The organism is Streptomyces sp. NPDC033177 (genome assembly GCF_055577715.1).
Window position 1 is genome coordinate 456812 of the sequence record NZ_JBVIPS010000009.1, and the last position, 25747, is coordinate 482558.

Genomic DNA, 25747 nt, shown 5'->3' on the forward strand with positions numbered 1-25747 from the left:
TGAGTCGTGGGCGCATCTCAGCATGGATCGGCGCACCCGGCCAAGAGGCTGGGTGAAAGATTTCACAAAGGGCCGACCATGAAAGGGGTTTGAGGGAGGTCGCTCGCGTCAGCTCATCCGCAGTGCCAGGAAGAAATCGAGCTTGTCCTCGAGGCGTGAGAGGTCACGACTCGTCAACTGCTCGATACGGCCCACTCGGTAGCGCAACGTGTTGACGTGCAGGTGCAGCCGCGCCGCGCACCGCGTCCAGGAACCGTCGCAGTCGAGGAACGCCTCCAGGGTCGGGATGAGCTCCGCCCGGTGGCGCCGGTCGTAGTCCCGCAGCGGGTCCAGGAGGCGGGCCGTGAACGCGCGGCGCACGTCGTCCGGGACGAAGGGCAGCAGCAGGACGTGCGAGGCCAGCTCCTGGTGGCCCGCGGCGCAGACGCGCCCCGGACGCGCCGCCGCGACCCGGCGGGCGTGCCGGGCCTCCTCCAGGGCGCCGCGCAGGCCCTCGGCCGAGTGCACGGACGCGCTGACGCCGAGCGTGAGGCGCCCGTCGCCGTCGAGACCCGCCGAGAGCGGGTCGCGGACGGACTCCAGGAGGGAGTCGGCAAGGAGGCCCGTCTCCGAGCCGTCGTGCTCCGTGGAGACCGCGGGCAGCGGCACGAGCGCGATCGCCTCGTCACCCGTATGGGCCACCGCGATGCGGTCGGACGGTTCGGGGCCCGCCGACAGGGGGTCCACGAGGATCTCCTCCAGGAGGGACTGGGCCACCGGGCCGCCGTCGATCTCGCCCCCGTCCCACTCCACGCGGGCCACCACGACCTGCCAGTGCGGTGCCGCGCCCAGGCCGGGAAGGAGCACGGGGGCGGCGACCCGCAGGCGCGCCGCGATCTCCGCCGGTGCCGCGCCCGTCTGGACCAGTTCGAGGACCTCCTGCGCCAGCCTGCGCCGGACCGTGCGGGCGGCGTCGCGCCGGTCGCGCTCCACCGCGATCAGCTGGGTGACGCCCTGCAGCAGGTCCAGCCGCTCCTCGGGCCAGTCGCCCGCGTCGGCCTCGACCGCGAGGAACCAGTCGGAAAGGACCGTCTCGCGCACGTCGCGCAGCGCGGCCGTGCTCGCAGCGGCCGCCGCCGAAGCCGACGCGGAACCCGAACCGCGCCCACTGCTCCGGATGGGGAACAGGGAGTACGTCGAGCCGTCCACCTGGACCCGGTGGGGGCCCCGGCGACCCGTGCGGGCCGCGGCCAGGTGTTCGCCCGCCAGACGCGCGCAGACGGCCGCGGGCAGGGCGGGGCCCGCGGCGCTCGACCCCGCGATGGCGCGGCCCGCGGGGGACAGGACCCAGGCCCGCAGGTCCAGGTCGGAGCCCAGCAGGTCCAGGACGACGTCGGGGCCGCCGCCCGTGGGGCCCGAGGTCATCAGGCGGCGGTGCCGGTCGACGACGGCCGCCAGGTCACCGGCACGCTCGCCGGACACCTGGCGCACGACGTGCTCGGTGATCGTCGCGAAGGCGACCGACTCGTTCACGGCGAACAGCGGCAGACGGTGCCGTGCACAGGCCTCGACGATGTCGTCGGGGACATCGCCCAACTCGGCCTCGCCCGCCGCGAGGGCCGCCACTCCGGCGCTCGCGAGGGTCCGTACGAAGGGTTCGGTGTCCGTGGCGTCGCGGCGCCAGGCGAGACCGGTCAGGACCAGCTCGCCGCCCGCCAGATACCGGCTGGGGTCGCGCAGGTCGGTGGTCATCACACCGCGCACGGTGCGGTCGAGCTCTTCCTCACCGCCGAGCAGCCGCAGGCCCAGCGCGTCGGTGTCAAGGAGTGCGCGCAGCCGCATGGTGGTCGCCGCCGATCTTGTCTCGAATGGGATGTACAGACAGTCCGTGTCTGTCGACTCTGTGTGGACCGGAGCCCCCGTGTCCTGGGGTGCCTCCGGTTTCCAGGGGGAAGCCGCGAGGTTACTGAGGCCCGTTCTTCATACGAATCTACAAGACGCGCGCCTTGGCCAGCCAACTCCTTCATGGTTTCGGTGACTGACCCCATGGGACGGCGGAGCGGTGTACTTGCCCCACTCCGCGTTAACAGCACATGAACGAGCAGTCGAGGGACGAATGGCACCTGTGGCCGGAACGAAGTCCCTTGAAGCGAACGACCCACGATACGAAGAAGAGAGCCTCATGGACTTCCTTCGCCCCGCCAGCTGGGAGGAGGCGCTCGCCGCCAAGGCCGAGCACCCGACAGCTGTGCCGATTGCGGGTGGCACCGACGTGATGGTCGAGATCAACTTCGACCACCGTCGTCCCGAGTACCTGCTTGACCTCAACCGCATCGCCGAGCTGCGCGAGTGGTCGGTGGGCGAGGAGACGGTCCAGCTGGGCGCCTCGGTTCCCTACACCACGATCATGGAGGAGCTGCGCACCGAGCTCCCCGGTCTCGCACTGGCCTCCCACACCGTCGCGTCCCCGCAGATCCGCAACCGCGGCGGCGTCGGCGGCAACCTCGGCACGGCGTCCCCGGCCGGTGACGCCCACCCCGCGCTGCTCGCCGCCGACTGCGAGGTCGAGGTGGAGTCCGTACGCGGCTCGCGCCTCATCCCGATCGACGACTTCTACACCGGCGTGAAGCGCAACGCCCTCGCCCAGGACGAGCTGATCAAGTCCGTCCACATCAAGAAGGCGGACGGCCCCCAGCAGTACTCGAAGGTCGGCACCCGCAACGCGATGGTCATCGCCGTGTGCGCCTTCGGCATCGCCCTGCACCCCGAGACCCGGACCGTACGGACCGGCATCGGCTCCGCGGCCCCGACCCCCATTCGGGCCAAGGCGGCCGAGGAATTCCTGAACGCGGCGCTCGAAGAGGGCGGCTTCTGGGACAGCAAGAAGATCATCACCCCCTCGATCGCCAAGCAGTTCGCGGAGCTCGCCTCCGGTGCCGCCAACCCGATCGACGACGTCCGCGGCACGGCGAACTACCGCCGGCACGCCGTCGGCATCATGGCCCGCCGCACGCTCGGCTGGACCTGGGAGTCGTACCGCGGCAACGGCCGCAGCACTGAGGGAGTCGCATAATGCGCGTGAACTTCACGGTCAACGGCCGTCAGCAGGAAGCCGACGACGTCTGGGAGGGCGAGTCCCTCCTCTACGTCCTGCGCGAGCGCATGGGGCTTCCCGGTTCGAAGAACGCCTGCGAGCAGGGCGAGTGCGGATCCTGCACCGTCCGCCTCGACGGCGTACCGGTCTGCTCGTGTCTCGTCGCCGCCGGTCAGGTCCAGGACCGAGAGGTCGTCACCGTCGAGGGCCTCGCGGACTACGCCAAGCACCGCGAGGACTCCCACCCGGGCGGCGCCTGCGGCTCCGTCTGCGGCGGCACCAGCCTCCAGGAAGCCCGCCAGTGGCAGGCGAAGGGCACCGACGGCCAGACCGGTGAGGGCGGCGAACTCTCCCAGATCCAGCAGGCGTTCATCGACGCCGGCGCCGTCCAGTGCGGTTTCTGCACCCCCGGTCTCCTCGTCGCGGCCGACGAGCTCCTGGAGCGCAACGCCTCGCCGTCGGACGCCGACATCCGTGAGGCGCTCTCCGGCAACCTCTGCCGCTGCACCGGTTACGAGAAGATCCTGGACGCGGTCCGCCTGGCGGCCGCCCGTCAGGAAGAGACGGTCTGATCATGGCTGGAACCAAGACCACCACGGGCGCGCCCACCGAGGTCACCCAGAAGCACAACAAGGGTGGCATCGGCGAGTCCACGCTCCGCCCGGACGGCACCCTCAAGGTCACCGGCGAGTTCGCCTACTCCTCGGACATGTGGCACGAGGACATGCTCTGGGGCCAGACGCTGCGCAGCACCGTCGCGCACGCCGAGATCGTCTCGATCGACACCGTCGAGGCGCTCAAGACGCCGGGCGTGTACGCCGTTCTGACGTACGACGACCTGCCCGCCGAGATGAAGAACTACGGCCTGGAGCTCCAGGACACCCCGGTCCTCGCCCACGGCAAGGTCCGTCACCACGGTGAGCCGGTCGCCCTCGTGGCCGCCGACCACCCGGAGACCGCACGCCGTGCCGCCGCGAAGATCGTGGTCGAGTACAGGGAACTGCCCGTCATCACCGACGAGGCGTCGGCGACCGCTCCGGACGCCGTCCTCGTCCACGAGGGCCGCAGCGACGAGTACATCAAGCACGTCCCGCACCCGAACATCGTGCACAACCAGCCGATCATCCGGGGCAACGCCGAAGAGGCCGCCAAGAAGGCCGACTTCATCGTCAAGGGCGAGTACACCTTCGGCATGCAGGACCAGGCCTTCCTCGGCCCGGAGTCCGGCCTCGCCGTACCGGCCGAGGACGGCGGCGTCGACCTGTACGTCGCCACCCAGTGGCTGCACTCGGACCTCGAACAGATCGCCCCCGTCCTCGGCCTGCCCGAGGACAAGGTGCGCATGACGCTCTCCGGCGTCGGCGGCGCGTTCGGCGGTCGCGAGGACATCTCGATGCAGATCCACGCCTGCCTCCTGGCGCTGCGCACCGGCAAGCCGGTCAAGATCGTCTACAACCGCTTCGAGTCCTTCTTCGGCCACGTGCACCGCCACCCGGCGAAGCTCTACTACGAGCACGGCGCCACCAAGGACGGCAAGCTCACGCACATGAAGTGCAAGATCGTCCTGGACGGCGGCGCCTACGCGTCGGCCTCCCCGGCGGTCGTGGGCAACGCCTCGTCCCTGTCGGTCGGTCCGTACGTGATCGAGGACGTCGACATCGAGGCGATCGCCCTCTACTCGAACAACCCGCCCTGCGGCGCGATGCGCGGCTTCGGCGCCGTTCAGGCCTGCTTCGCCTACGAGGCGCAGATGGACAAGCTCGCCGACAAGGTGGGCATGGACCGGGTCGAGTTCCGCCAGCTCAACGCCATGTCGCAGGGCACGCTCCTGCCGACGGGACAGCCCGTCGACTCGCCGGCCCCGGTCGCCGAGATCCTGCGCCGCGTCAAGGCCCGCCCGCTGCCGCCCGAGCGCCAGTGGGAGTCCAGCGAGGGCGCGGACGTCCGCGCGCTGCCCGGCGGCCTCTCCAACACCACGCACGGCGAAGGCGTCGTACGAGGCGTCGGCTACGCGGTCGGCATCAAGAACGTCGGCTTCTCCGAGGGCTTCGACGACTACTCCACCGCCAAGGTGCGCATGGAGGTCATCAACGGCGAGCCGGTCGCGACCGTGCACACCGCGATGGCGGAGGTCGGCCAGGGCGGCATCACCGTCCACGCGCAGATCGCCCGCACCGAGCTCGGCGTCCAGCAGGTGACGATCCACCCCGCCGACACCCAGGTGGGCAGCGCCGGTTCGACGTCCGCGTCGCGTCAGACGTACGTCACCGGTGGCGCCGTCAAGAACTCCTGCGAGCTCGTCCGCGAGAAGGTCCTGGAGATCGGCCGCCGCAAGTTCGGCTCGTACCACCCGGCGTGGGCCACCGCCGAACTCCTCCTGGAGGGCGGCAAGGTCGTCACCGACGGCGGCGAGGCCCTCGCGGACCTGGCCGAGCTGCTCGAAGGCGAGAGCGTCGAGGTCGAGGCCGAGTGGCGGCACCGCCCGACCGTGGCCTTCGACAAGAAGACCGGTCAGGGCAACGGCCACGTCCAGTACTCGTTCGCCGCGCACCGCGCGGTCGTCGAGGTGGACACCGAGCTCGGCCTGGTCAAGGTCATCGAGCTCGCCACCGCGCAGGACGTCGGCAAGGCGCTCAACCCGCTCTCCGTCGTCGGCCAGATCCAGGGTGGCACCACCCAGGGCCTGGGCGTCGCGGTGATGGAGGAGATCATCGTCGACCCGAAGACCGCGAAGGTGCGCAACCCCTCCTTCACGGACTACCTCATCCCGACCATCCTCGACACCCCGACCATCCCGGTCGACGTGCTCGAACTGGCCGACCCGAACGCGCCCTACGGCCTTCGCGGCATGGGCGAGGCCCCGACCCTCTCCTCGACTCCGGCCGTCCTCGCGGCGATCCGGAACGCGACGGGCCTGGAGCTGAACAAGACGCCGGTACGCCCCGAACACCTCACCGGTACCTGATCCCAAGATCTCTCCGGGCGGCGCGTGCCTCCCACGGAACGTCACACTTCCCGTCGCCCGTGCCGCCCGGAGAACCCCAGTACCGCACCGCTCGCGGTCATCGCAGTACCTACGCAGCACCCACGCTCTTCGGAGCCCCAGTTCGTCTCGGGCCGTCCCCCGGGTCGTGCGCCCAACGCACCATCCCAAATCCCGCAGTCTCCACAGGCCCGACCCTCTTGTGAACCGCCTGTTGCGGGTGCCCCTTTGAACCTTGGGAGTTAGGCACCATGACCCAGCAGTCAACGGAGCCGAAGACCACCGCAGAGGACGCGGGCAACGGCTCACGCGTCCCCGCCGGCAGGTCTTGGCTGGACCGCTATTTCCACATAACGCGCAGAGGATCGACCGTCGGCCGGGAGGTGCGCGGCGGCATCACCACCTTCATGGCGATGGCCTACATCATCCTGCTCAACCCGGTGATCCTCTCGGTTCCCGACGCCACGGGACACCGCCTCGACGGTGATCAGCTGACCACCGCCACCGTCTTCGCGGCTGCCGCCACCACCATCGTCATGGGCATCCTCGGCAATGTGCCGCTTGCCCTCGCGGCGGGACTCAGCGTCTCCGCCGTGATGGCCTTCCAGGTCGCCCCGGAGATGACCTGGGGCAACGCGATGGCGATGTGCATCATCTACGGCGCCATCATCATCCTGCTGGTCCTCACCGGCCTGCGGACCCTGATCATGGACGCGATCCCCCTGGCGCTGAAGCACGCCATCACCATGGGCATCGGCATGTTCGTCACGCTGATCGGCCTGGTCCAGGCGGGCTTCGTCACCTCCATGCCGTCCAAGCACGGCGACATGTACGCGAAGCCGATCCAGCTGGGCGTCGACGACAAGCTCATGGGCTGGCCCGTCCTCTGCTTCGCCGTCACCGTCCTGCTGATCTTCCTGCTCCAGGTCCGCAAGGTCCCCGGCGCGATCCTCATCGGCATCGTCGGCGGCACCGTCTTCGCGGCGATCGTCCACCAGCTCGCGGGCATGAGCCCCAAGGACTGGGGTCTGAACGCCCCGGAGCTCGACGGCTCCGTCGTCTCGTCGCCCGACTTCGGCCTCTTCGGCGAGGTGTCCTTCAGCGGCGTCGGGGACATCGGCGCCATCACCGTCGGTGTCATCGTCTTCACCCTGGTCCTGGCCGGCTTCTTCGACGCCATGGGCACCATCATCGGCATCGGCCAGCAGGCCAACCTCGCCGACAAGGACGGCAAGATGCCGGGCCTGAACAAGGCCCTGGCGATCGACGGTGCCGGCGGCGTCGTCGGTGGTGTCGCCGGCGCGTCCGGCCAGACCGTCTTCGTCGAGTCCACCGCGGGCGTCGGCGACGGCGCGCGCACCGGCTTCGCGAGCGTCATCACCGGCCTCGCGTTCGCGCTGTGCCTCTTCTTCACCCCGCTCGCCCAGCTCATCCCGACCCAGGTCGCCTCCGCCGCCCTCGTCGTCATCGGCGCGATGATGCTGAGCAACGCCCGGCACATCGACTGGACCGACCAGGCCACCGCCATCCCGGTGTTCCTCACCACGGTCCTGATGCCGTTCACGTACTCCATCACGGTGGGTATCGCGGCCGGTGTCATCGCCCACGTCCTGATCAAGGCCGCGCAGGGCAGGGCACGTGAGATCGGCTGGCTCATGTGGGTGCTCGCCCTCGTGTTCCTGGCCTTCTTCGCGCTCCACCCGATCGAGAACTGGATGGGCGTCAAGTAGCCCGTCCAGGTCCTCACACACCCGTTAGGAGACGGACATGCTGGACATCGCCGAAGAGCTGAACCGGTGGGTCGAGCAGGGACGCGACTTCGCCGTCGCCACCGTGGTGGCGGTCGGCGGCAGCGCGCCCCGGCAGCCCGGTGCGGCCCTGGCCGTCGACTCCGACGGCACGGCCATCGGCTCCGTCTCCGGCGGGTGTGTGGAAGGCGCCGTCTACGAACTGTGCCAACAGGCCCTGCAAGACGGCGAAAGCGTCCTCGAACGCTTCGGATACAGCGACGAGGACGCCTTCGCCGTGGGACTGACCTGCGGCGGCATCATCGACATCCTCGTCACCCCGGTCCGCGCGGACTCCGCCGCGCGACCGGTCATCGCCGCCGCGCTCGCGGCGGCGGCATCGGGCGAGGCCGCGGCCGTCGCCCGCATCACTTCCGGCCCCGCGGAACTCGTGGGCCGCGCCCTTCTCGTACGGGCGGACGCCGACGCCCCTCATGAGGGCGGGCTCGGCGGGCATCCCGAGCTGGACCGCACCGCCGCGGGCGAGGCCCGCGCCCTGCTGGACGCGGGGCGCACTGGCACGGTGGAGATCGGCGAGGACGGCTCGCGCTGCGGGCAGCCGCTCACCCTCCTCGTCGAGTCGAGCGTTCCGCCGCCCCGCATGATCGTGTTCGGCGCGATCGACTTCGCGTCCGCGCTCGTCAGGGTCGGCAAGTTCCTCGGCTACCGCGTGACCGTCTGCGACGCGCGGCCCGTGTTCGCCACGGCGGCGCGGTTCCCGGACGCGGACGAGATCGTCGTCGAGTGGCCGCACGAGTACCTGAAGCGCACGGACGTCGACGCCCGCACCGTCGTGTGCGTCCTGACGCACGACGCCAAGTTCGACGTGCCGTTGCTCGAACTCGCCCTGCGCCTCCCGGTCGCCTACGTGGGCGCGATGGGTTCGCGCCGCACGCACGAGGACCGCAACGAGCGGCTGCGTGAAGTCGGCGTGAGCGAGCTGGAACTGGCCAGGCTGCGCTCGCCCATCGGTCTCGACCTCGGCGCGCGCACCCCGGAGGAGACGGCCCTCTCCATCGCCGCGGAGATCGTCGCGAACCGGCGGGGCGGCAGCGGCGTCTCGTTGACGGGCGCGCACACGCCGATCCACCACGACGCCTCGCGGCGGCCCGCCGGGCGTATCGGGTCCGTGGCCTGAGGGGCCCCTGCTGTTACCTTGCGTCACGAGTTGATCACTTTGTTACGCAATAGGAGCATTCGTGAAGGTCGCCTGCGTCGGTGGCGGGCCCGCCGCCCTCTACCTCTCGATCCTGCTCAAGCGGCAGGACCCGTCCCACGACATCACCGTCCACGAACGCAACCCGGCAGGATCGACGTACGGCTGGGGGGTCACCTACTGGGGCGGCCTGCTCGACAAACTCCGGGCCGGCGACCCCGAGTCCGCGCGCGCCATCAGCGAGCACTCGGTCCGCTGGAGCGACGGCGTCGCGCACGTCGGCGACCGCACGACGGTCCACCACGGCGACGAGGGCCACGGCATCGGGCGCCACCGGCTTCTCGACATCCTCACGAGCCGGGCCCGCTCCCTCGGCGTACGCGTCGAGTTCGAGAGCGAAATCACCGACGCGGCCCAGCTGCCCGACGCCGACCTCGTCGTCGCGGGCGACGGCGTCAGGAGCGCCCTGCGCGAGCGCCACACCGACCACTTCGGCGCCGAGATCACGCTCGGCCGCAACAAGTACATCTGGCTCGGCACCACGAAGGTCTTCGACTCCTTCACCTTCGCCTTCGTGGAGACCGCGCACGGCTGGATCTGGTGCTACGGCTACCGCTTCAGCGACGAGAAGAGCACCTGCGTCATCGAGTGCTCCCCGGAGACCTGGACGGGCCTTCGCCTGCACGAGGTGAGCGAGGCCGAAGGGCTCGCCCTCCTTGAGCGGCTCTTCGCCGGGCCCCTGGACGGGCACCGCCTGATCGGCCGCGCGCAGGCCGACGGCAGCGCGCAGTGGCTCAACTTCCGGACGCTGACCAACCGGACGTGGCACCGCGGCAACGTGGTCCTGCTCGGCGACGCCGCGCACACCACGCACTACTCGATCGGGGCGGGCACGACGCTCGCCCTGGAGGACGCCATCGCCCTGGCGGACGCCCTGCGGGGAAACACCGACCTCACCGCCGCCCTCACGGGCTACGAACGGGAGCGGCGTTCCGCCCTTCTCTCCGTCCAGAGCGCGGCCCGCTACAGCGCCCAGTGGTACGAGAACCTGCCGCGCTACATCGGCCTCGACCCGGCCCAGATGTTCGCGCTCCTCGGCCAGCGCCACTCACCGCTGCTGCCGCACATCCCCCCGCAGCTCTACTACCGGATCGACCGCGCCGCCGAGCAGTTGGAGCCCCTGCGCCGGATGAAGCGGTGGCTGGGCCCGAGGGTGGCGCGGACGCTGCACGGACGGGTACGGGACTCGCGGGGCTGAACCGGCGGGCCGCGCGCCCCTTACGCGAAGGGGCGGGGCGGAGGAGCGGAGAGCAGCCCGTCCACCGCCCGCCCGAACATCCGTCGTCCGGCGGCCGCGAGCACCCTGTCGAAGACCGCCGGCAGCCACCGCACGCGCAGTTCCTCCCGCCAGAGCACCGTCGAACCAGTCGCTCCGGCTCGCGGAGACACCTCGATCTCCGCCCACCCCGTCACGAACGACCCCCGCTTCTCCAGCCGGCACAGGCCGCCGCCCGCCTCGGCCGGGCGCCACGTCACGACCTCCATCACGTCGTCGAAGCCGACGGGGCCGAGCCCGCTGCGGGCGACGAAGACCGTGCCCTCCCTGTGGGGCGGCGGTGTCCGCACGACGACCCGCGTCAGCGGGACCACGTCGGCATGCCGCTCCCAGGTGGTGAGCCGGCGCCAGACGTCGTCGGCGGGCAGGGATGATTCCCGGTCGATACGGAAGAGAGCCACACGGCGATCCTGCCAGGCCCCGGCGGCGAAACGCGCCTTCTACGGAGCCACGGATGCGAGTCCTGCGGGTCCTACGGGCGGTAGACCTTGCCCGGCTCGGCCTTCCCCGGCGCGAGCAGCTGCGGAACCGTCACGAAGACGTAGCCGCGCTTCTTCAACTCGTCGATGATGCCCGGCACCGCGGGCACCGTCCCCTTGTAGATGTCGTGCAGCAGGATGATGCCGTCCCGCTCGGTCTGGTCGATGACGCGCTTCTTGATCAGCGCGGAGTCGTTGGTCGTGTAGTCCTTGGCGGTCACGCTCCACAGGACCTCCGAGAGGCCCTCCTCGCGCGAGATCTTGTTGACGTCCGGGTTCGTGCGGCCCTGCGGAGGGCGCATCAGCGTCGGCTTGCGGCCGATCAGTTTCTCTATCGCCTCGTCGGCCCTGCGCAGTTCCTCGCGCGCCTCGTCCGGCGTGATGTCGGTGAGGATCTTGTGCGACCAGGTGTGGCTCGCCACCTCGTGCCCTTCGGCGTCCATGCGCTTCACGAGCTCGGGGTGCTCGGCTATGTGGTTCTTGCCGAGCAGGAAGAAGGTGGCGGGCACCTTCTCCTCCTTGAGGATGTCGAGCAGCCGCGCCGAGTTCTCGCTCGGCCCCGCGTCGAACGTCAGGGCCACGCACTTGGTGCTGCGGCAGTCGACCGTCCCGACCTTCGCCCTGCCCTTCACGCCCACCGATGCCGCGTCCTTGCGCACGGAGCTGGGGGAGGTGGTGTCCACCTTGGTGCAACCCGTGAGGGCGACGGCCATGACCGCGGCGGTCATGGCCGTCATGTAAGCGGCTCGACGGAACCCCGGGGCGGATCTCTTCATCTTGCTTTTCGCAGCGGACATGCGAGCACTATACACAGTGTGTATATACCGAGTGTATAGAGGGCTCCCGGGAGCTCGCTTGCCTTGTTGTGTCCGGGTCGGCGGCCGCTCTAACGGTCGCTCACCAGGCCGTCCATCCAGGCCTCGACCGCGGCGGAGTCACGCGGCAGACCCGCCGACAGGTTCTCGTTGCCGTCCGCGGTGACGAGGATGTCGTCCTCGATGCGGACCCCGATGCCCCGGTACTCCTCGGGCACGGTGAGGTCGTCCGGCTGGAAGTACAGGCCCGGTTCGACGGTGAGCACCATGCCCGCCTCCAGTACTCCGCCGACGTACTCCTCGGTGCGCGCCTGGGCGCAGTCGTGGACGTCGAGGCCGAGCATGTGGCCCGTGCCCGCCATGGTGAAGCGCCGTTGCAGCGCGAGCTCGAAGACCCGCTCCGGGTCACCGTCGAGAAGACCCCACTCGACGAGCTTGTACGCGAGGTGCCGCTGCGCCGCGTCATGGAAGTCGCGGTAGGCGGCGCCCGGCTTCACGGCGGCGATGCCCGCCTCCTGCGCCTCGAACACCGCGTCGTAGATCTTGCGCTGGAGCGGGGTGAAGGTGCCGTCGACCGGGAGGGTGCGGGTGACGTCGGCGGTGTAGAGGGTGTGGGTCTCCACGCCCGCGTCCAGGAGCAGGAGTTCGCCGGGGCGCACCGGACCGTCGTTGTCCTGCCAGTGCATGATCGTGGCGTGTTCGCCCGCCGCGCAGATCGAGCCGTAGCCGATGTGGTTGCCCTCCAGGCGGGCGCGGCGGAAGAAGGTCCCCTCGATCCACCGCTCCGACGTGGCGACGGCGGTCGCCAACTCCCGTACGACATCAGTGAATCCGCGGACCGTGGAGTCCACCGCCTTGCGCAGCTCGCCGATCTCCCAGCCGTCCTTGACCAGGCGCAGGCCCGAGAGTGCCTCCTCCAGTTCGGCGTCGCTTTCCTCGTCGGTCGTCACCGACGCCTCCAGCTCCGGGTCGTGGCCGCGCACGATGCGGGTCGGCACGCCGGGTGACGCGGCCAGTTCGGCCGGGGCGTCGCGGACGTCGCGGCAGGGCAGGCCGAGCAGCAGCTCGGACTCGGCGAGGCTGCGCCTGCGGCCCATCCACAGCTCGGCTGTCATGCCGGTCCAGAACTCGTCGCTGTCCCTGCTGTCGCGGGGGAGTTGGTAGAGGTGCGCGTCGTGGCCCTCACCCCCGGCGCGGGGTTCGAGGACCAGGGCGCAGTCCCGTGCCTGGTCGCCGGTCATGTGGACGTAACCGGAGTACGGGCGGAAGGGGTAATGGCTGTCGTTCGAGCGGATCTTGAGCTTTCCCGAGGGGATCACCAGACGCTCGCCCGGGAACAGCGCGGACAGGGCGGCGCGGCGGCGCGCCGCGTGTGGGGTCTGTTCCGCCGGGCGCAGGTCGCGCTGCTCGGTGTCGGCCCAGCCCGTCCGCATCAGGGCGGAGAGCTCCTCGGAGATCTCGGGATACAGACCGTTCTTGCGTACGCCGGACGCCTTCTTCTTGGCCATCGGATTCACCTTTTCTTCCCCGTTCCGGGGCTCGTGGTGGAGTGCTCTGGGGCGGTTCAGTCAGCGTAGAGACCCTTGGCCCGTAAGGGAACATGTGACATAGTACTGGCGTGACAAAGCGGCTGACCTGCGATGTTGTGGTGGTCGGCGCCGGGATGGTGGGCGCCGCCTGTGCCCTGTACGCGGCGCGCGCCGGACTCTCCGTCGTCCTGGTGGACCGCGGTCCGGTGGCCGGCGGCACGACTGGATCCGGCGAGGGGAACATCCTCGTCTCCGACAAGGAACCCGGCCCCGAGCTCGAACTCGCCCTGTTGTCAGGGCGTTTGTGGACGAAGCTCGCCGCGGAGCCGGGCGTGGGCACGCGCATCGAGTACGAGGCCAAAGGCGGCGTGGTCGTCGCCTCATCCGAGCAAGGTCTCGACGCACTGGGGGAGTTCGCTGCCGGGCAGCGAGAAGCCGGGGTCGAGGCGCGGACGGTGGCGTCCGATGAGCTGTACGACCTGGAACCGCACCTCGCTCCCGGGACGGCGGGCGGCGTCCACTACCCGCAGGACGCCCAGGTGATGCCGTCGCTGGCCGCGGCCCAACTGGCACGCCTGGCCAGGGGATTGGGTGCCGAACTCCGCACAGGGTGGGAGGTCATCGCCGTGCTGCGGACCGCGGGCGGGGAGATACGCGGGGTTCGCACCGACCGGGGTGAGATCCACGCCCCGTACGTCGTGAACGCGGCGGGCACCTGGGGCGGCGAGCTCGCCGCCCTCGCCGGAGTCACCCTGCCCGTGCTGCCGAGGCGGGGCTTCGTCCTGGTCACCGAGCCGCTGCCGCGCAGGGTCCGGCACAAGGTGTACGCCGCCGACTACGTGGCGGACGTGGCCAGCGGGTCCGCCGCGCTGCAGACGTCGCCGGTGGTCGAGGGCACGGCGGCGGGGCCGATCCTGATCGGCGCGAGCCGCGAGCGGGTCGGCTTCGACCGGAGCTTCTCGCTGCCGGTCATGCGGGCCCTGGCGGCGGGCGCGACGCGGCTCTTCCCGTTCCTCGCCGAGGTCCGGGCCATGCGCGCGTACGTCGGCTTCCGCCCCTACATGCCGGACCACCTCCCCGCCATCGGCCCCGACGCCCGGGTGCCGGGGCTGATCCACGCCTGCGGTCACGAGGGCGCGGGGATCGGACTCGCCACGGGCACGGGCCACTTGATCGCCCAGCTGCTGAGCGGCGCGCCACCGGACCTGAACCTGACCCCCTTCCTCCCCGACCGTTTCGCCGCCCGCCCGCCAGAGGAGGCGCCATGAGCAAACGCACCCCCCTGAACCTCGTCCACGCCCGCCCGGGGCCACCGCACACCGTCACGTTCGACGGCCGGGAAATCCCGGCCTTGCCGGGCCAGACGGTGGCCGCGGCGCTCTGGTCGGCGGGAATCACGGCGTGGCGCACCACGAGACGGGGCGGCGAACCAAGGGGCGCCTTCTGCGGGATCGGCGCCTGCTTCGACTGCCTGGTGGAGATCAACGGTCAGCCGAATCAACGCGCTTGCCTTGTACCGGCGGCTCCCGGAGATGTGATCAGGAGCGGGGGTGGGGACGTTGTGTGACGGCGGCGGAGCTGCGGGACCGGTCCGGCCTGGGTGCGGGGCCGCGCCGGTATGTCCGTCCTCGCTATCGTCCGGTGGCTCCGGGGCTGCTTCGGCCCCGGAGTGCCGCGAACCGTGCTCCGGGCAGACATACCGGCACGTCCCCTCGCGTCCGCTACCGACTGCGGCTGTTCGCTGGTCGCTGCGGGGCAATCGGGTGGGTGGGCGGGAAGGCTTGTTCGTCCAGGGTGGGATACGGGGTTACGGGTGGGTGGGCGGGAGAGGCGGGAGAGGCCCGTTCGGCAAGGGGCGAATGCCGGGGGGCGGGCGGTGACGCCGGAGGCGAAACCGCCCCGCACGCTGGCGGTGATCGGCGCGGGCCCCGCCGGGCTCGCCGCAGCGCTGGCCGCCGCGCAGCGGGACGTACGGGTCACGGTTCTCGACTCCGCCCCGCAGGCAGGCGGACAGTTCTACCGGCAGCCCGCAGTCGCGCTCGGCGCACGCCGTCCGCAGGCGTTGCATCACCAGTGGCGTACGTGGGAACGGCTGCGGGACGGGCTCGCGGAACAGATCGAGGCGGGCCGCATCACGCACCTGACGGAACATCACGTCTGGTTCGTGGAGCGCGAAGAGGGAGACGGTGGCTTCGCCGTACAGGCCCTCCTCGGACCCGAGCAGCAGGAGACCGTAGCCCTGCGTGCCGACGCCGTGCTCCTCGCGACCGGGGGGTACGAGAAAGTCCTGCCGTTCCCCGGCTGGACCCTCCCCGGGGTGATCACCGCCGGCGGCGCCCAGGCCATGCTCAAGGGAGGGCTGGTCCTCCCGGGCCGTACCGTCGTCGTGGCCGGAACCGGGCCACTGCTCATGCCCGTCGCCGCCGGGCTCGCGGCGGCCGGGGCCGAGGTGGCCGCGCTGGTCGAGTCCGCCGACCCCAAGGCCTTCGCGCGGCACGCGGCCACCCTCGCCGCCCATCCGGACCAGCTCGCCGAGGGCGCTCAGTACGCCGCTCAACTCCTGCGCCACCGCGTTCCGTTGACCACCGGCCACACGGTCGTCGAAGCGCACGGCAAGAACGTACTGGAGGCGGTGACCGTCGCCGCGCTCGACACGGCGGGGCGGGTGCGGCCCGGCACCGAGCGGCGCATCCCCTGCGACACCCTCGCCGTCGGCCACGGCATGCTGCCGCACACCGATCTCGCCGAGGGCCTCGGCTGCCGTATCGACGGGGTGGATGTCGCCGTCGACGCCGAGCAGCGCACCGACGTCCCCGGCGTCTGGGCCGCAGGCGAGGCGACAGGAATCGGCGGCGCGGCTCTCTCCCTCGCCGAGGGGCACATCGCCGGGTGCTCGGCCGCCGCCCGGCTCCGGGGGAGCACACCCGACCCGCGCACATGGGCCGCCGCCGCCAAGTCCCGTACGAGAATGCGAGAGTTCGCAGCGGCCATCGGCGCCGTATACGCGCCGCCCGCGCACTGGGCGGAGCAACTCCGCGACGACACCCTCGTCTGCCGCTGCGAGGAGGTTCCCGCGTCGGCGGTCCGCGAGGCCGTCGAGGAACTCGGCGCCACCGACGCGCGGACGGTGAAACTCCTGACCCGGGCCGGCATGGGCTGGTGCCAGGGCCGCATGTGCTCGGCGGCCGTCGCCGGGCTCGCGGGCTGCGAGGAGCGGTCCGCGCGGCGGCCGTTCGCCAGACCGGTACCGCTCGGCGTGCTCGCGCGGACCACCGACGAAGACGAGCCGACCCCCTCCTCCTGACCTGCAACGAAGGGACAACACCGATGACCACAACCCCCGACCGCCGCCCCTGGCACGGCGTTCTCGTCGCCACCGCCCTGCCCCTGAACGACGACGACCTCTCCGTCGACCACGACCGCTACGCCGAGCACTGCGCCTGGCTCGTCGAGAACGGCTGCGACGGCGTCGTGCCCAACGGCTCGCTCGGCGAGTACCAGGTGCTCACCCCCGAGGAGCGCGCCAAGGTCGTGGAGACCGCCGTCGCGGCGGTCGGCGGCACGCGGGTGATGCCCGGCGTCGCCGCCTACGGCTCCGCCGAGGCCCGCCGCTGGGCCGAGCAGGCCAAGGACGCGGGCTGCGCCTCGGTGATGCTGCTCCCGCCGAACGCCTACCGCGCCGACGAGCGCTCCGTGCTCGCCCACTACGAGGAGGTCGCGAAGGCGGGCCTCCCCGTAGTCGCGTACAACAACCCCATCGACACCAAGGTCGACCTGGAGCCCGAACTCCTCGCGAAGCTGCACGGCGAGGGATACATCCACGCCGTCAAGGAGTTCTCCGGCGACGTCCGCCGCGCTTACCGCATCGCCGAACTGGCCCCGGAACTCGATCTGTTGGTCGGCGCGGACGACGTCCTGCTCGAACTCGCCCTCGCGGGCGCCAAGGGCTGGGTCGCGGGCTACCCGAACGCGCTGCCCGCCGCCTGCGTCGAGCTCTACCGTGCCGCCACGACCGGAGAGCTGACCACGGCGCAGGAGCTGTACCGGGAACTGCACCCCCTGCTGCGCTGGGACTCCAGGCCCGAGTTCGTGCAGGCCATCAAGTTGTCCATGGACCTCGTCGGACGGCACGGCGGCCCCTGCCGTCCGCCGCGGGTGCCGCTGCTTCCGGAGCAGGAGAAGGCGGTGCGCGCCGCCACCGAGCGGACGGCCGCCGCCGGGCTCGGCTGACGCCCCCGCACGGCCACCTACGAAAGGGCTCCGCCATGCGCAGCAAACTCGTCCTGCACGCGGTCGACTCGCACACCGAAGGCATGCCGACGCGGGTGATCACCGGCGGCATCGGCACCGTACCCGGCGCGACGATGAACGAGCGCAGGCTCCACTTCCGCGAGCATCGCGACGACATCAAGCAGCTCCTGATGAACGAACCGCGCGGTCACGCGGCCATGAGCGGCGCGATCCTCCAGCCGCCCATCCGGCCCGACTGCGACTACGGCGTGATCTACATCGAGGTCTCCGGCTATCTGCCGATGTGCGGGCACGGCACCATCGGCGTCGCCACCGTCCTCGTCGAGACCGGCATGGTCGAGGCCGTCGAGCCGGTCACCACGATCCGCCTGGACACCCCGGCGGGCCTCGTCGTCGCCGAGGTCGCCGTCGAGGACGGCGCGGCGAAGGCCGTCACGCTCCAGAACGTGCCGTCCTTCGCCTTCGGACTCGACCGCAAGATCACCCTGCCCGACGGCCGTTCGGTGACGTACGACCTGGCCTACGGCGGCAACTTCTACGCGATCCTGCCCCTGGACCAGTTCGGCCTGCCCTTCGAGCGCGGGCGCAAGGACGAGATCCTCGCGGCGGGCCTCTCGCTGATGGCGGCGATCAACGCCGAGGACGAGCCGCTGCACCCCGATGACCCGTCCATCCGCGGCTGCCACCACGTCCACCTCTACGCGCCCGGCGCCACCGCCCGGTACTCCCGGCATGCGATGGCCATCCACCCCGGCTGGTTCGACCGCTCGCCGTGCGGCACGGGCACGAGCGCGCGCATGGCCCAGCTGCACGCGCGCGGAGAGCTGCCCCTGGACACGGAGTTCGTCAACGAGTCCTTCATCGGCACGCGCTTCAGCGGGCGGCTCCTGGGGACCACCGAGGTCGCCGGCACCCCCGCGGTCCTGCCCAGCTTCACCGGCCGGGCCTGGGTGACCGGCACCGCGCAGTACCTCCTCGACCCGGACGACCCCTTCCCCGCGGGCTTCGTGCTCTAGCCGACCGGGATAATGGCCACTCGTAGCACGTGACATTGCACCCTGACAGTGCACCCAGGAGGAACCGTCCCCATGGCCGCCCGGCGCAACCCCGCCCCGTCCGCCGCCCCTGCCGCCCTGCCCAGCCTGGGCGGCACGCGCAGCAGCTACCGCGAACGGGTCGCGGACGCGCTGCGCGCCGCGCTCATCGCGGGGGAGCTGCGCGCGGGCGAGGTCTACTCGGCCCCCACCCTGGCCGTGCGCTTCGGCGTGTCCGCGACCCCGGTCCGCGAGGCCATGCTCGACCTCGCCAAGGAGGGGCTCGTCGACACCGTGCCGAACAAGGGCTTCCGGGTCACCGCGGTCTCCGAGAAGCAGCTCGACGAGTACAAGCACATCCGCGCACTGATCGAGATCCCCACCACGGTGGAGCTCGCCGGCTCGGCGGACCCCGCCGACCTCGAAACACTGCGGCCCACCGCGCAGGCGATCGTCACCGCGGCGGCGGACGGCGACCTCATCGCGTACGTCGAGGCCGACATCCGCTTCCACCTCGGTCTGCTCGCGCTCTGCGGCAACGACCACCTCGTCGAGGTGGTCGGCGACCTGCGCAAGCGGTCCCGCCTGTACGGACTCCAGGCGCTCGTCGACGCGGGCCGCCTCGCGGCGTCGGCGGAGGAGCACCTGGAGATCCTCGACGCGCTGCTCGCCCGCGACGCGGACGCCGTACACGCGGTGATGACCCGCCACCTCGGTCATGTGCGCGGACTGTGGGCGGCCGAATAGCCCCGGCCGGACACGATCACCCTGGCGTGAGCCTCCCTCTCCACGCCCGGCACCACAGGACCGCCAGACCGATGTCCGGCCCGGCGGCCCTGTGCCTCATGTGCCGCCTGTCGTTCCGGCGAGGGTTACGCCGTGTCAGTCATCGACGGCGTCGAGCACGTCGCCCAGATCCACGAACTTGAAGCCCGTGGACGGGCGTTCGGCGTCGCCGGGCGTGTCATGGCCGTCCTGCACGACGAGAAGGCCGTGCGGGAACGCGGCGCCGAGCGGCTTGTTGAGGACCGCGGCGCCGTCACACTCCTCGGAGCCGTCGAGCGCTGCGGAGGCGGCGGTGACGCGGAAGCCGCCCTCGTACGCGTTGCGGTCGGACACCTCACGGTCGTAGGCGGCGAAGGTGTCGTCACCCTGGCTGGAGACCAGCAGATAGCCGTCGCCGTCGCCTTCGTCGAGCAGCGTCAGACCCTCGACGTCGGCCTTGAGGCGCTTGCCGCCGTAACCGGGGTCGGCGCCCGCGGTGCACTCCTCGGTCGCGGGGTCGTACGTCCCGGGAACACCGTACTCATGCACCTTGTCGACCAGTTGGGGCTTGCCGGTCAGGTCGGCGTGCAGCCGCCAGATGCCGACGTCCTCCTGGCCCGCGTAGAGCGTGCCGGAGGCGGGGTCCACGACCATGCCCTCCACCTGCGGCAGTTCGCCCGGCTCGCCGCACGGCGTCCATGAAGTGCCGTTCGGCAGGCGGAAGTCGGCGGGCAGTTCGAGGGTGCGGACCTTGCGGTAGCCGACGGTGCCGTCGCTCTTCGGGGTCAGTTCGAGGAGCGCGAGACGGGTCCGCTCCCGTTGGCTGACCAGTGCGTACGACCGGCCCGAGCGGCGGTCGGTCCAGGTCGCGAGGCCGTACGCGGTGCGCTGCTCGTTTATCTCCTCCTGCGAGGAGGAGAAGACGGGCGCCGCCGAAGGGTCGGTGACGTCGGTGAGCGGGCCCCCGGGGCGCTCGCGGTCGATGCGGTAGACGCGCAGCCGGTCGTTGCCGCGGTCGCTCGTCACGGCCAGGTCGGCGCGGCCCGACGGCAGCCGCAGGCCGTGCACCAGGTCGACGTTGTTGAAGCGGCCGGGCGCGTCGTCGGGGCCGGGCGCCGCGGGTGCCGGAACGGACTGGACCTCGCGCGCGGAGAGGTCGTACACGCGAAGACCGCCCTGCTTGGCGGTGGCGACGACCAGGCTGCGGCCCGGGTCGGCGGGGTTGCGCCAGATCGCCGGATCGTCGGCGTCGGCGTTGCCGCCCGCGTCGTCGTCGTGCAGGGCGGTGGTCTCGGCGCGCGGCTGGACGGCGGGCAGCGCCGTGGCCGCGAGGGCGCCCGGACCCGGGGGAGCGGTCGCCGCCACCGCCGCGAGGGCCGCGACGAGAGCGATGCGGGTGAGGGCGGGGCGGGCGAGGAAGGGAAGTGCGAGGGCGGGGCGGGGTCTGCGGGGCTTGGCCATGAAGGGATCCCTTTCTGTCATGGGTACCGCATGACGAATCCACTCTGTGATCTTGCTGTGAAGACTTGCCGTCGGATGGTGCCTCGCCCGGCGGTCCGCGAAGTGAACGGAGTGTGTCGCCGGGCACGTACGTGTTCGTAGAATGTGCGACCTCTAATGGCAGGTGGTAAACCGGCTGTTCGAGGTGAGATACGTCTCGGAGCAACGCGGGTCGGCCGAGGCGTCGGTACGGCGCTGCCCACGGCCCAGGTGAAGGAGTCTTGCGTGTGAGTCCCGACGCACCGTCCGACTGGCCCCGCGAGAACGGGCGTCCGGCGCCGCTGCCGGCCGCTCCGTCGTTCCCGGCTGCCTCGTCCGTGCCGCCCACGGCGGCCGCGGCGCGCGGACACGTGCGCTGCGTCCTGCGGCACCGCGCGGACCGAGGCGAGGGCACGGTCTGCGAGCGTGCCCTGACCGACGTCCTCCTCGTGGTCTCGGAGCTGTTCACCAACGCGCTGCGGCACGGCGGCGGCGTCACCCGGTTCGAGGTCAGCGTGGCGGCCGACGTGCTGCGGGTGACCGTGGGCGACCGCTCGGCGGACCTGCCCCAGCAGCGGCACACCGTCGCCCCGGGGACGCGGACGGGCGTGGCGGGCGGATACGGGTGGCCCCTCATCCGCGAACTGGCCACCGAGGTCGACCTCGTCCTGGAGCGCGGCGGCGGCAAGCTCATCACCGTGACACTGCCTCTGAACTGAACAGCTCTCAACTGATCCCGGCTTCCCTGTTTGGCCGAACGTACGCGTGGTACCCGTGCGCCCTCAGGGCCGAGTGCCGCACAGAGTCGTTGGTGGGGCGGAATCCCCGCAGGGAGGGAGGTGGGGTTCGCCTCGCGTGCCCATCGTCATGAACGCACCGGAACAGCTGGGAACGAAGACGCGTATCGCACCAACGGTCCTGGCCGACGCCTGGGCCACCGCGCCGCACCCCGTGGTCGTCGCCGACGGCGCGGGCCGGGTGGCGGCCACGAACGAGGCCGTGCGGCTTCTCCTGCCGACCGCGGCGAACGGCACGGCCCTTCGCGAGGCCGCACCGCGATGGCTCGCCGAGGCGCACACCCGGCTGACCGCACAGGACCCCCGGGCGTCCGACGACGGTGTGCCGGACGTCGTACGCGGCGAGATCGGCGAGCGGAGCTTCGAGGCACGCCCCGCCCGGCTGGACGACGCGCACTGGGCATGGTGGCTGGCGGAGGACACGTACCGGCGCACGGCGGAGGACGACCTCCGCGCCGAACGAAGACGTACGGCGCTACTGGCGGACGCCTCCCAGCAGTTGCTCGCGTCCCTCAACATCGAGCGGTGCATGGAGGTGACGGCCACCATGGCAGCGGGGCATCTCTGCGACGCGGCGACAGTGATCGCGCCGGGCCGCGGCAACGTGCACCCCATGACCAGCACCGGGCCGGCGGGGAAGGTCACCCACTCCACCGTGGAGATCGACCTGGCGGAGGTGCCGGGGCTCAGCGAGGCGATGCAGGGCTTCCCGCCGGTGCCCTCGCGGTGGATCGACCCCGCGACGCTTCCGGAGTGGGCCGTGCCCGCCCATTTCACCGGCCCGGTCTGCTCGGTGCTGATCACCCCGCTGCCCGGCCACGGCGTGCCGGCGGGCGTCCTGATGCTGTTGAGGTCCACCGAACGCAGTGCGTTCAGCGAAGCCGAGGAGGTATTCGCCCGGGTCTTCGCCGCTCGCGCCGGCGCGGCGGTCTCCGCGGCGCGGCTCTACGCCGAACAGAGCGGCATCTCCCGCACGCTCATGCGTGATCTGCTGCCGCCCGACCTGCGTCCCGTGAACGGCGTGGAGTTCGCCGGGGGGTACATCGCCGCGGGCGCTGGGGAGCACGTCGGCGGCGACTTCTACGACGTACACCCCGGGAAGACCCCGGAGGACGAGACGCTCGTCGTCCTCGGTGACGTCTGCGGCAAGGGCCTGGAAGCGGCGGCCCTCACCGGCAAGATCCGCAACACGGTGCAGGCGCTGCGGCCCATGGGCCACGACCACCAGCAGCTGCTCGGCTTGCTCAACGAATCGCTGCTGCGGTCCGACCACACCCGGTTCGCCACGCTGGCGCTAGCCTCCGTGGTCCGCCGCGGGAACTCCGTGGATCTCCGCGTCACCAGCGCGGGCCACCCCCCGCCGCTGATCGCCCGCGCGGACGGCAGCGTCGACGAGGCCGACACGAGGGGCACCCTGATCGGCGCCCTGCCGCAGGTCGCGTCCAGCACCGCGCACGTCCGGCTCAAGCCGGGGGAGGTGTGTCTGCTGTTCAGCGACGGCATCGTCGAGGCCAAGGGAGGGCCGTTGGGGACGGAGTTGTTCGGTGAGGAGCGGCTGTCGCGGGCGCTCTCGGAGTGCTTCGGCATGGTGGCCGAAGCCGTCGTGGAGCGCGTGCAGATGCTGGCGTCGCAGTGGGTGGGCCGGGGGCCGCACGACGACATGGCGGTGGTCGCCATAGCCGCACCGCGCCACCAGCACCTCAGTGCCGTGGACGGACACACCCGAGGCAGGTACACCGGATGATCGCTCCCACCCCTGATCTGACCGAGGGACTTGTCACGTCCGCGACGGTCGATCCCCTCGAATCGGCCCGCGCCCAGCTGTGGGACGACGTGCGCGAGGGCGACGAACTCGGGGCCACCCGCACGGTGCGGGCCGCGGTCGAGGCGGGCAGCGGATTCGAGAGCGTCCTGCTCGACCTCATCGCCCCCGTGCAGGCCCGGGTCGGCGTCGAATGGGCGGCGAACCGCATCAGCGTCGCCCAGGAGCACGCCGCGACGGCCATCAACGACCGGGTCATCACCCTCACCGCGGACGCCGGTCTGCCGGTCCCGGACGCCGCACGGCGGCGCGGACGCGTCACCGTCGCCTGCGTGGACGGTGAGTGGCACGCCCTGCCCGCGCGGCTGCTCGCCGAGGTGCTTCGCCTGCGCGGCTGGCAGGTCGACTTCCTCGGCGCCCACACCCCCACCCCGCACCTGGTGCGGCACCTGCATCAGCACGTGCCCGACGTGGTGGCGCTCTCCTCGTCGATCCCGACGAACCTCCCGGTCGCCCACGCCGCGCTCACCGCCTGCCAGGCCGTCGGCACCCCGGTGCTCGTGGGCGGCGCGGCCTTCGGCCCGGACGGGCGGTACGCCGAGGCCCTCGGCGCCGATGCCTGGGCGGCCGACGCCCGGGACGCCGCCGGCCTGCTCGAACAGGGCCTCGCGCGGCCCAAGATGACGCTCCATCAGGCCGTGGACGACCTGCCGCACCTCAGCGACCAGGAGTACTCGATGGTCGCCCGCAGCCGGGGTGAGCTGGTCAGGGAGGTGCTCCGCGAACTGGAGGAGCTCTTCCCCCCGATGGCCCACTACACGGTGCAGCAGCGGCAGCACACCGCGGAGGACATCGCACACATCGTGGACTACCTGGCCACGGCGCTCTACCTGGACGACGACGGCCTCTTCACCCGGTTCCTCGACTGGACGGCGGACATCCTCACCGCGCGGCACGTCCCCGCCCGCAGCCTCCTCCTCGCCCTGGACGTCCTGGGCCGAAGACTGGCCGACTTCCCGCGCGCCACGCGCGTTCTCGGCACCGCCCGCGATGCCCTCGGCGCTCGGCAGGCGTGCCCCAGGACCGGAGACACCGTATGACCCGCCTCGCGTCCGGCCCCGTCTCCCGCCTCGACCTGCGCACCGAGTTCCAGCAGGGCGTCGTGACCGTCCACGTCGGCGGCAGTCTGGAGTACGGGGTGGCCGACAGCCTCGTCGCCGCCGTCACCGGGCAACTCGACCCGGCCCACGCGGGAGGCCGTGCGGTGCACCGACTCGACCTGGAACTCGCGGAGTTGACGTTCGTCGACTCCATGGGCCTGGCATCCCTGCTGATGGCCCGGCGCGTCACGGACGCCCGCGGTGTCACCCTCCGGCTCAACCGACGCCCCGACTGCCTGGACCGCCTGCTGCGGCTCACCTGCACCTTCGACCACCTCACTGCTGCCGCCGTGCCCGACCGGGCGGCGGGCGGGTCAGGTGCGCCGGACCTGCGAGGCGAGTGACGGCCCCAGCAGCCGCGTCATGGCCTCGGCCGCGCGCACGGCGGCGTCCGCGCAGCAGTTGTTGAACAGGACGTGGACCTGCTCGGTCCGCTCGGCGAGCGAGCGCAACCGGGGTACCCACTCGGCGAGTTCGTCGTCGGTGTACGCGTACCGGAAGCGGTCCTCCTTGCTGCCCCGCCCCCATGCCGTACTGCGGCCGTGGAAGCGTACGACGGACAGCCGGGGCGAGGTCACCGGTGCGCAGGGAGGCAGTGAGGACGGCAGCGTCGCGTTCATGTCGACGCCGACCGCCGCCATGCCGTGGCCGGCCAGCAGGCTCCTGGTGGCCTCTGCCTGCTCCGCACGCCACCAGTCGGGGTGCCTGAACTCGACGGCCACCGGCCACCCTTGGGTCCGCCGGGCGGTCAGGGCGAGGATCTCCGCGGCCCGTTCGCCGGGCCGCAGCCACGGCGGGAACTGGAACAGCACACTGCCCAGACGGCCCGCCTGTCGCAGCGGCTCGATCCCGGCGGCGAACCGCTTCCACACCTCGTCGAGTACACCCGGGTCCCGGGCGTCGACCGGCCCTCTTTCCCGCAGGTCACCGGGTAGCGCGGCGGGGCGTGTGGGGTGCCCGGTGAGCAGTGAGAAGGCCTTCACGTCGAACGTGAAGGTGTCCGGGGTGCGTTCGGCCCACAGGTGGCTGTTGCGTTCGCCGGGCAGCGCGTAGTACGTCGAGTCGACCTCGACGACCGGAAACCGCTCGGCGTAGTACCGCAGCCGCCCCTCCGCGTCACGCCGCCCCTTCGGATACCACCCGCTGCGCACCAGTGCCGGATCGGTCCACGAGCACGTCCCCACCAGAATGTCGCCCATGGGAGCCCAGTACCCCCAAGGGGCGCGAGCCGGGCATGGCATTTCTCACGTGACCGCCACCGCGCGCCCGAGTAGGGTCGGGGGCTGCGTGAGACCAACGGCCACACCGGCCCCACCCGGTGAGCCGCGGGCAGAACGGCGG

Annotated in this window: 22 protein-coding genes; 16 read left to right on the plus strand and 6 right to left on the minus strand. The window is 71.5% G+C overall.

The features are described 5' to 3' along the window. Positions 1-108: 108 nt before the first annotated feature. Positions 109-1821, minus strand: a complete 1713-nt coding sequence (locus ACZ5U5_RS30520; RefSeq protein ID WP_469027954.1) for a PucR family transcriptional regulator — start codon at positions 1819-1821, stop codon at positions 109-111. A gap of 340 nt (positions 1822-2161) precedes the next feature. Between ACZ5U5_RS30520 and ACZ5U5_RS30525 the strand changes: the two genes are divergently transcribed. The 6 genes from ACZ5U5_RS30525 (at position 2162) to ACZ5U5_RS30550 (ending at position 10257) form a co-directional block, all read left to right on the plus strand. Further along, entirely contained in the window at positions 2162-3052 is an 891-nt protein-coding gene (locus tag ACZ5U5_RS30525; RefSeq protein WP_469027956.1) for an FAD binding domain-containing protein, read from the plus strand. Next, positions 3052-3645 (plus strand): (2Fe-2S)-binding protein, encoded by a 594-nt coding sequence (locus tag ACZ5U5_RS30530; protein WP_469027958.1) that lies wholly within the window; start codon positions 3052-3054, stop codon positions 3643-3645. The genes ACZ5U5_RS30525 and ACZ5U5_RS30530 overlap by 1 nt, the downstream gene beginning before the upstream one ends. Positions 3646-3647: 2 nt before the next feature. Beyond that, the gene (locus ACZ5U5_RS30535) at positions 3648-6038 is read left to right on the plus strand and encodes a xanthine dehydrogenase family protein molybdopterin-binding subunit (RefSeq protein ID WP_469027961.1); all 2391 of its coding nucleotides are present in this window, start codon (positions 3648-3650) and stop codon (positions 6036-6038) included. Between the two features lie 269 nt (positions 6039-6307). After that, positions 6308-7786, plus strand: coding sequence for an NCS2 family permease (locus ACZ5U5_RS30540; protein WP_469027963.1), 1479 nt, complete (start codon positions 6308-6310; stop codon positions 7784-7786). Between the two features lie 37 nt (positions 7787-7823). Beyond that, complete coding sequence (locus tag ACZ5U5_RS30545; RefSeq protein WP_469027966.1) at positions 7824-8981, plus strand: XdhC family protein; 1158 nt, start codon at positions 7824-7826, stop codon at positions 8979-8981. Between the two features lie 61 nt (positions 8982-9042). Next, positions 9043-10257 (plus strand): FAD-dependent monooxygenase, encoded by a 1215-nt coding sequence (locus tag ACZ5U5_RS30550; RefSeq protein WP_469027968.1) that lies wholly within the window; start codon positions 9043-9045, stop codon positions 10255-10257. A gap of 20 nt (positions 10258-10277) precedes the next feature. Here the strand turns inward: ACZ5U5_RS30550 and ACZ5U5_RS30555 are convergent, their stop codons facing one another. From ACZ5U5_RS30555 to ACZ5U5_RS30565, 3 genes are all read right to left on the minus strand, one after another. Further along, a complete protein-coding gene (locus ACZ5U5_RS30555; protein ID WP_469027971.1) occupies positions 10278-10736 on the minus strand; it encodes an SRPBCC family protein in 459 nt (152 codons plus the stop codon). A 71-nt stretch (positions 10737-10807) separates the two neighbouring features. Then, positions 10808-11611, minus strand: a complete 804-nt coding sequence (locus ACZ5U5_RS30560) for a polysaccharide deacetylase family protein (RefSeq protein ID WP_469027973.1) — start codon at positions 11609-11611, stop codon at positions 10808-10810. Between the two features lie 89 nt (positions 11612-11700). Next, positions 11701-13137, minus strand: a complete 1437-nt coding sequence (locus ACZ5U5_RS30565) for an aminopeptidase P family protein (RefSeq protein ID WP_469027976.1) — start codon at positions 13135-13137, stop codon at positions 11701-11703. Between the two features lie 110 nt (positions 13138-13247). On the opposite strand from ACZ5U5_RS30565, the gene ACZ5U5_RS30570 reads away from it, so the two are divergent. The 6 genes from ACZ5U5_RS30570 to ACZ5U5_RS30595 all read left to right on the plus strand — a co-directional run bounded on the left by ACZ5U5_RS30570 (position 13248) and on the right by ACZ5U5_RS30595 (position 19190). Further along, positions 13248-14426, plus strand: a complete 1179-nt coding sequence (locus tag ACZ5U5_RS30570; RefSeq protein ID WP_469027978.1) for an NAD(P)/FAD-dependent oxidoreductase — start codon at positions 13248-13250, stop codon at positions 14424-14426. Beyond that, positions 14423-14725, plus strand: a complete 303-nt coding sequence (locus ACZ5U5_RS30575; protein ID WP_469027980.1) for a (2Fe-2S)-binding protein — start codon at positions 14423-14425, stop codon at positions 14723-14725. The genes ACZ5U5_RS30570 and ACZ5U5_RS30575 overlap by 4 nt, the downstream gene beginning before the upstream one ends. Before the next feature lie 309 nt (positions 14726-15034). After that, a complete protein-coding gene (locus ACZ5U5_RS30580) occupies positions 15035-16462 on the plus strand; it encodes an FAD-dependent oxidoreductase (RefSeq protein WP_469027983.1) in 1428 nt (475 codons plus the stop codon). Between the two features lie 23 nt (positions 16463-16485). Further along, entirely contained in the window at positions 16486-17388 is a 903-nt protein-coding gene (locus tag ACZ5U5_RS30585) for a dihydrodipicolinate synthase family protein (protein WP_469027985.1), read from the plus strand. Between the two features lie 35 nt (positions 17389-17423). Beyond that, positions 17424-18425: a proline racemase family protein gene (locus ACZ5U5_RS30590; RefSeq protein WP_469027987.1), complete on the plus strand. Its 1002-nt coding sequence runs from the start codon at positions 17424-17426 to the stop codon at positions 18423-18425. A gap of 72 nt (positions 18426-18497) precedes the next feature. Continuing rightward, a complete protein-coding gene (locus ACZ5U5_RS30595) occupies positions 18498-19190 on the plus strand; it encodes a GntR family transcriptional regulator (RefSeq protein WP_469027990.1) in 693 nt (230 codons plus the stop codon). A gap of 135 nt (positions 19191-19325) precedes the next feature. On the opposite strand, the gene ACZ5U5_RS30600 is transcribed toward ACZ5U5_RS30595, so the two are convergent. Beyond that, on the minus strand, positions 19326-20669 hold the full coding sequence (locus tag ACZ5U5_RS30600; protein WP_469027992.1) for a phytase: 1344 nt from the start codon (positions 20667-20669) through the stop codon (positions 19326-19328). Positions 20670-20935: 266 nt separating this feature from the next. Between ACZ5U5_RS30600 and ACZ5U5_RS30605 the strand changes: the two genes are divergently transcribed. From ACZ5U5_RS30605 to ACZ5U5_RS30620, 4 genes are all read left to right on the plus strand, one after another. Further along, the gene (locus tag ACZ5U5_RS30605) at positions 20936-21406 is read left to right on the plus strand and encodes an ATP-binding protein (RefSeq protein WP_469027995.1); all 471 of its coding nucleotides are present in this window, start codon (positions 20936-20938) and stop codon (positions 21404-21406) included. Positions 21407-21554: 148 nt separating this feature from the next. Then, positions 21555-23228, plus strand: a complete 1674-nt coding sequence (locus ACZ5U5_RS30610; RefSeq protein ID WP_469028065.1) for a PP2C family protein-serine/threonine phosphatase — start codon at positions 21555-21557, stop codon at positions 23226-23228. Continuing rightward, positions 23225-24346 carry a cobalamin B12-binding domain-containing protein gene (locus tag ACZ5U5_RS30615; protein ID WP_469027998.1) on the plus strand — a complete coding sequence of 374 codons (1122 nt, stop codon included), beginning with the start codon at positions 23225-23227 and terminating at the stop codon, positions 24344-24346. Before ACZ5U5_RS30610 ends, ACZ5U5_RS30615 begins: the two co-directional genes overlap by 4 nt. Then, positions 24343-24750: an STAS domain-containing protein gene (locus ACZ5U5_RS30620; RefSeq protein WP_469028001.1), complete on the plus strand. Its 408-nt coding sequence runs from the start codon at positions 24343-24345 to the stop codon at positions 24748-24750. Before ACZ5U5_RS30615 ends, ACZ5U5_RS30620 begins: the two co-directional genes overlap by 4 nt. Here the strand turns inward: ACZ5U5_RS30620 and ACZ5U5_RS30625 are convergent. Continuing rightward, a complete protein-coding gene (locus tag ACZ5U5_RS30625; RefSeq protein WP_469028004.1) occupies positions 24721-25605 on the minus strand; it encodes a DUF72 domain-containing protein in 885 nt (294 codons plus the stop codon). The two genes, ACZ5U5_RS30620 and ACZ5U5_RS30625, sit on opposite strands and share 30 nt — an antisense overlap. Positions 25606-25747 lie beyond the last annotated feature (142 nt).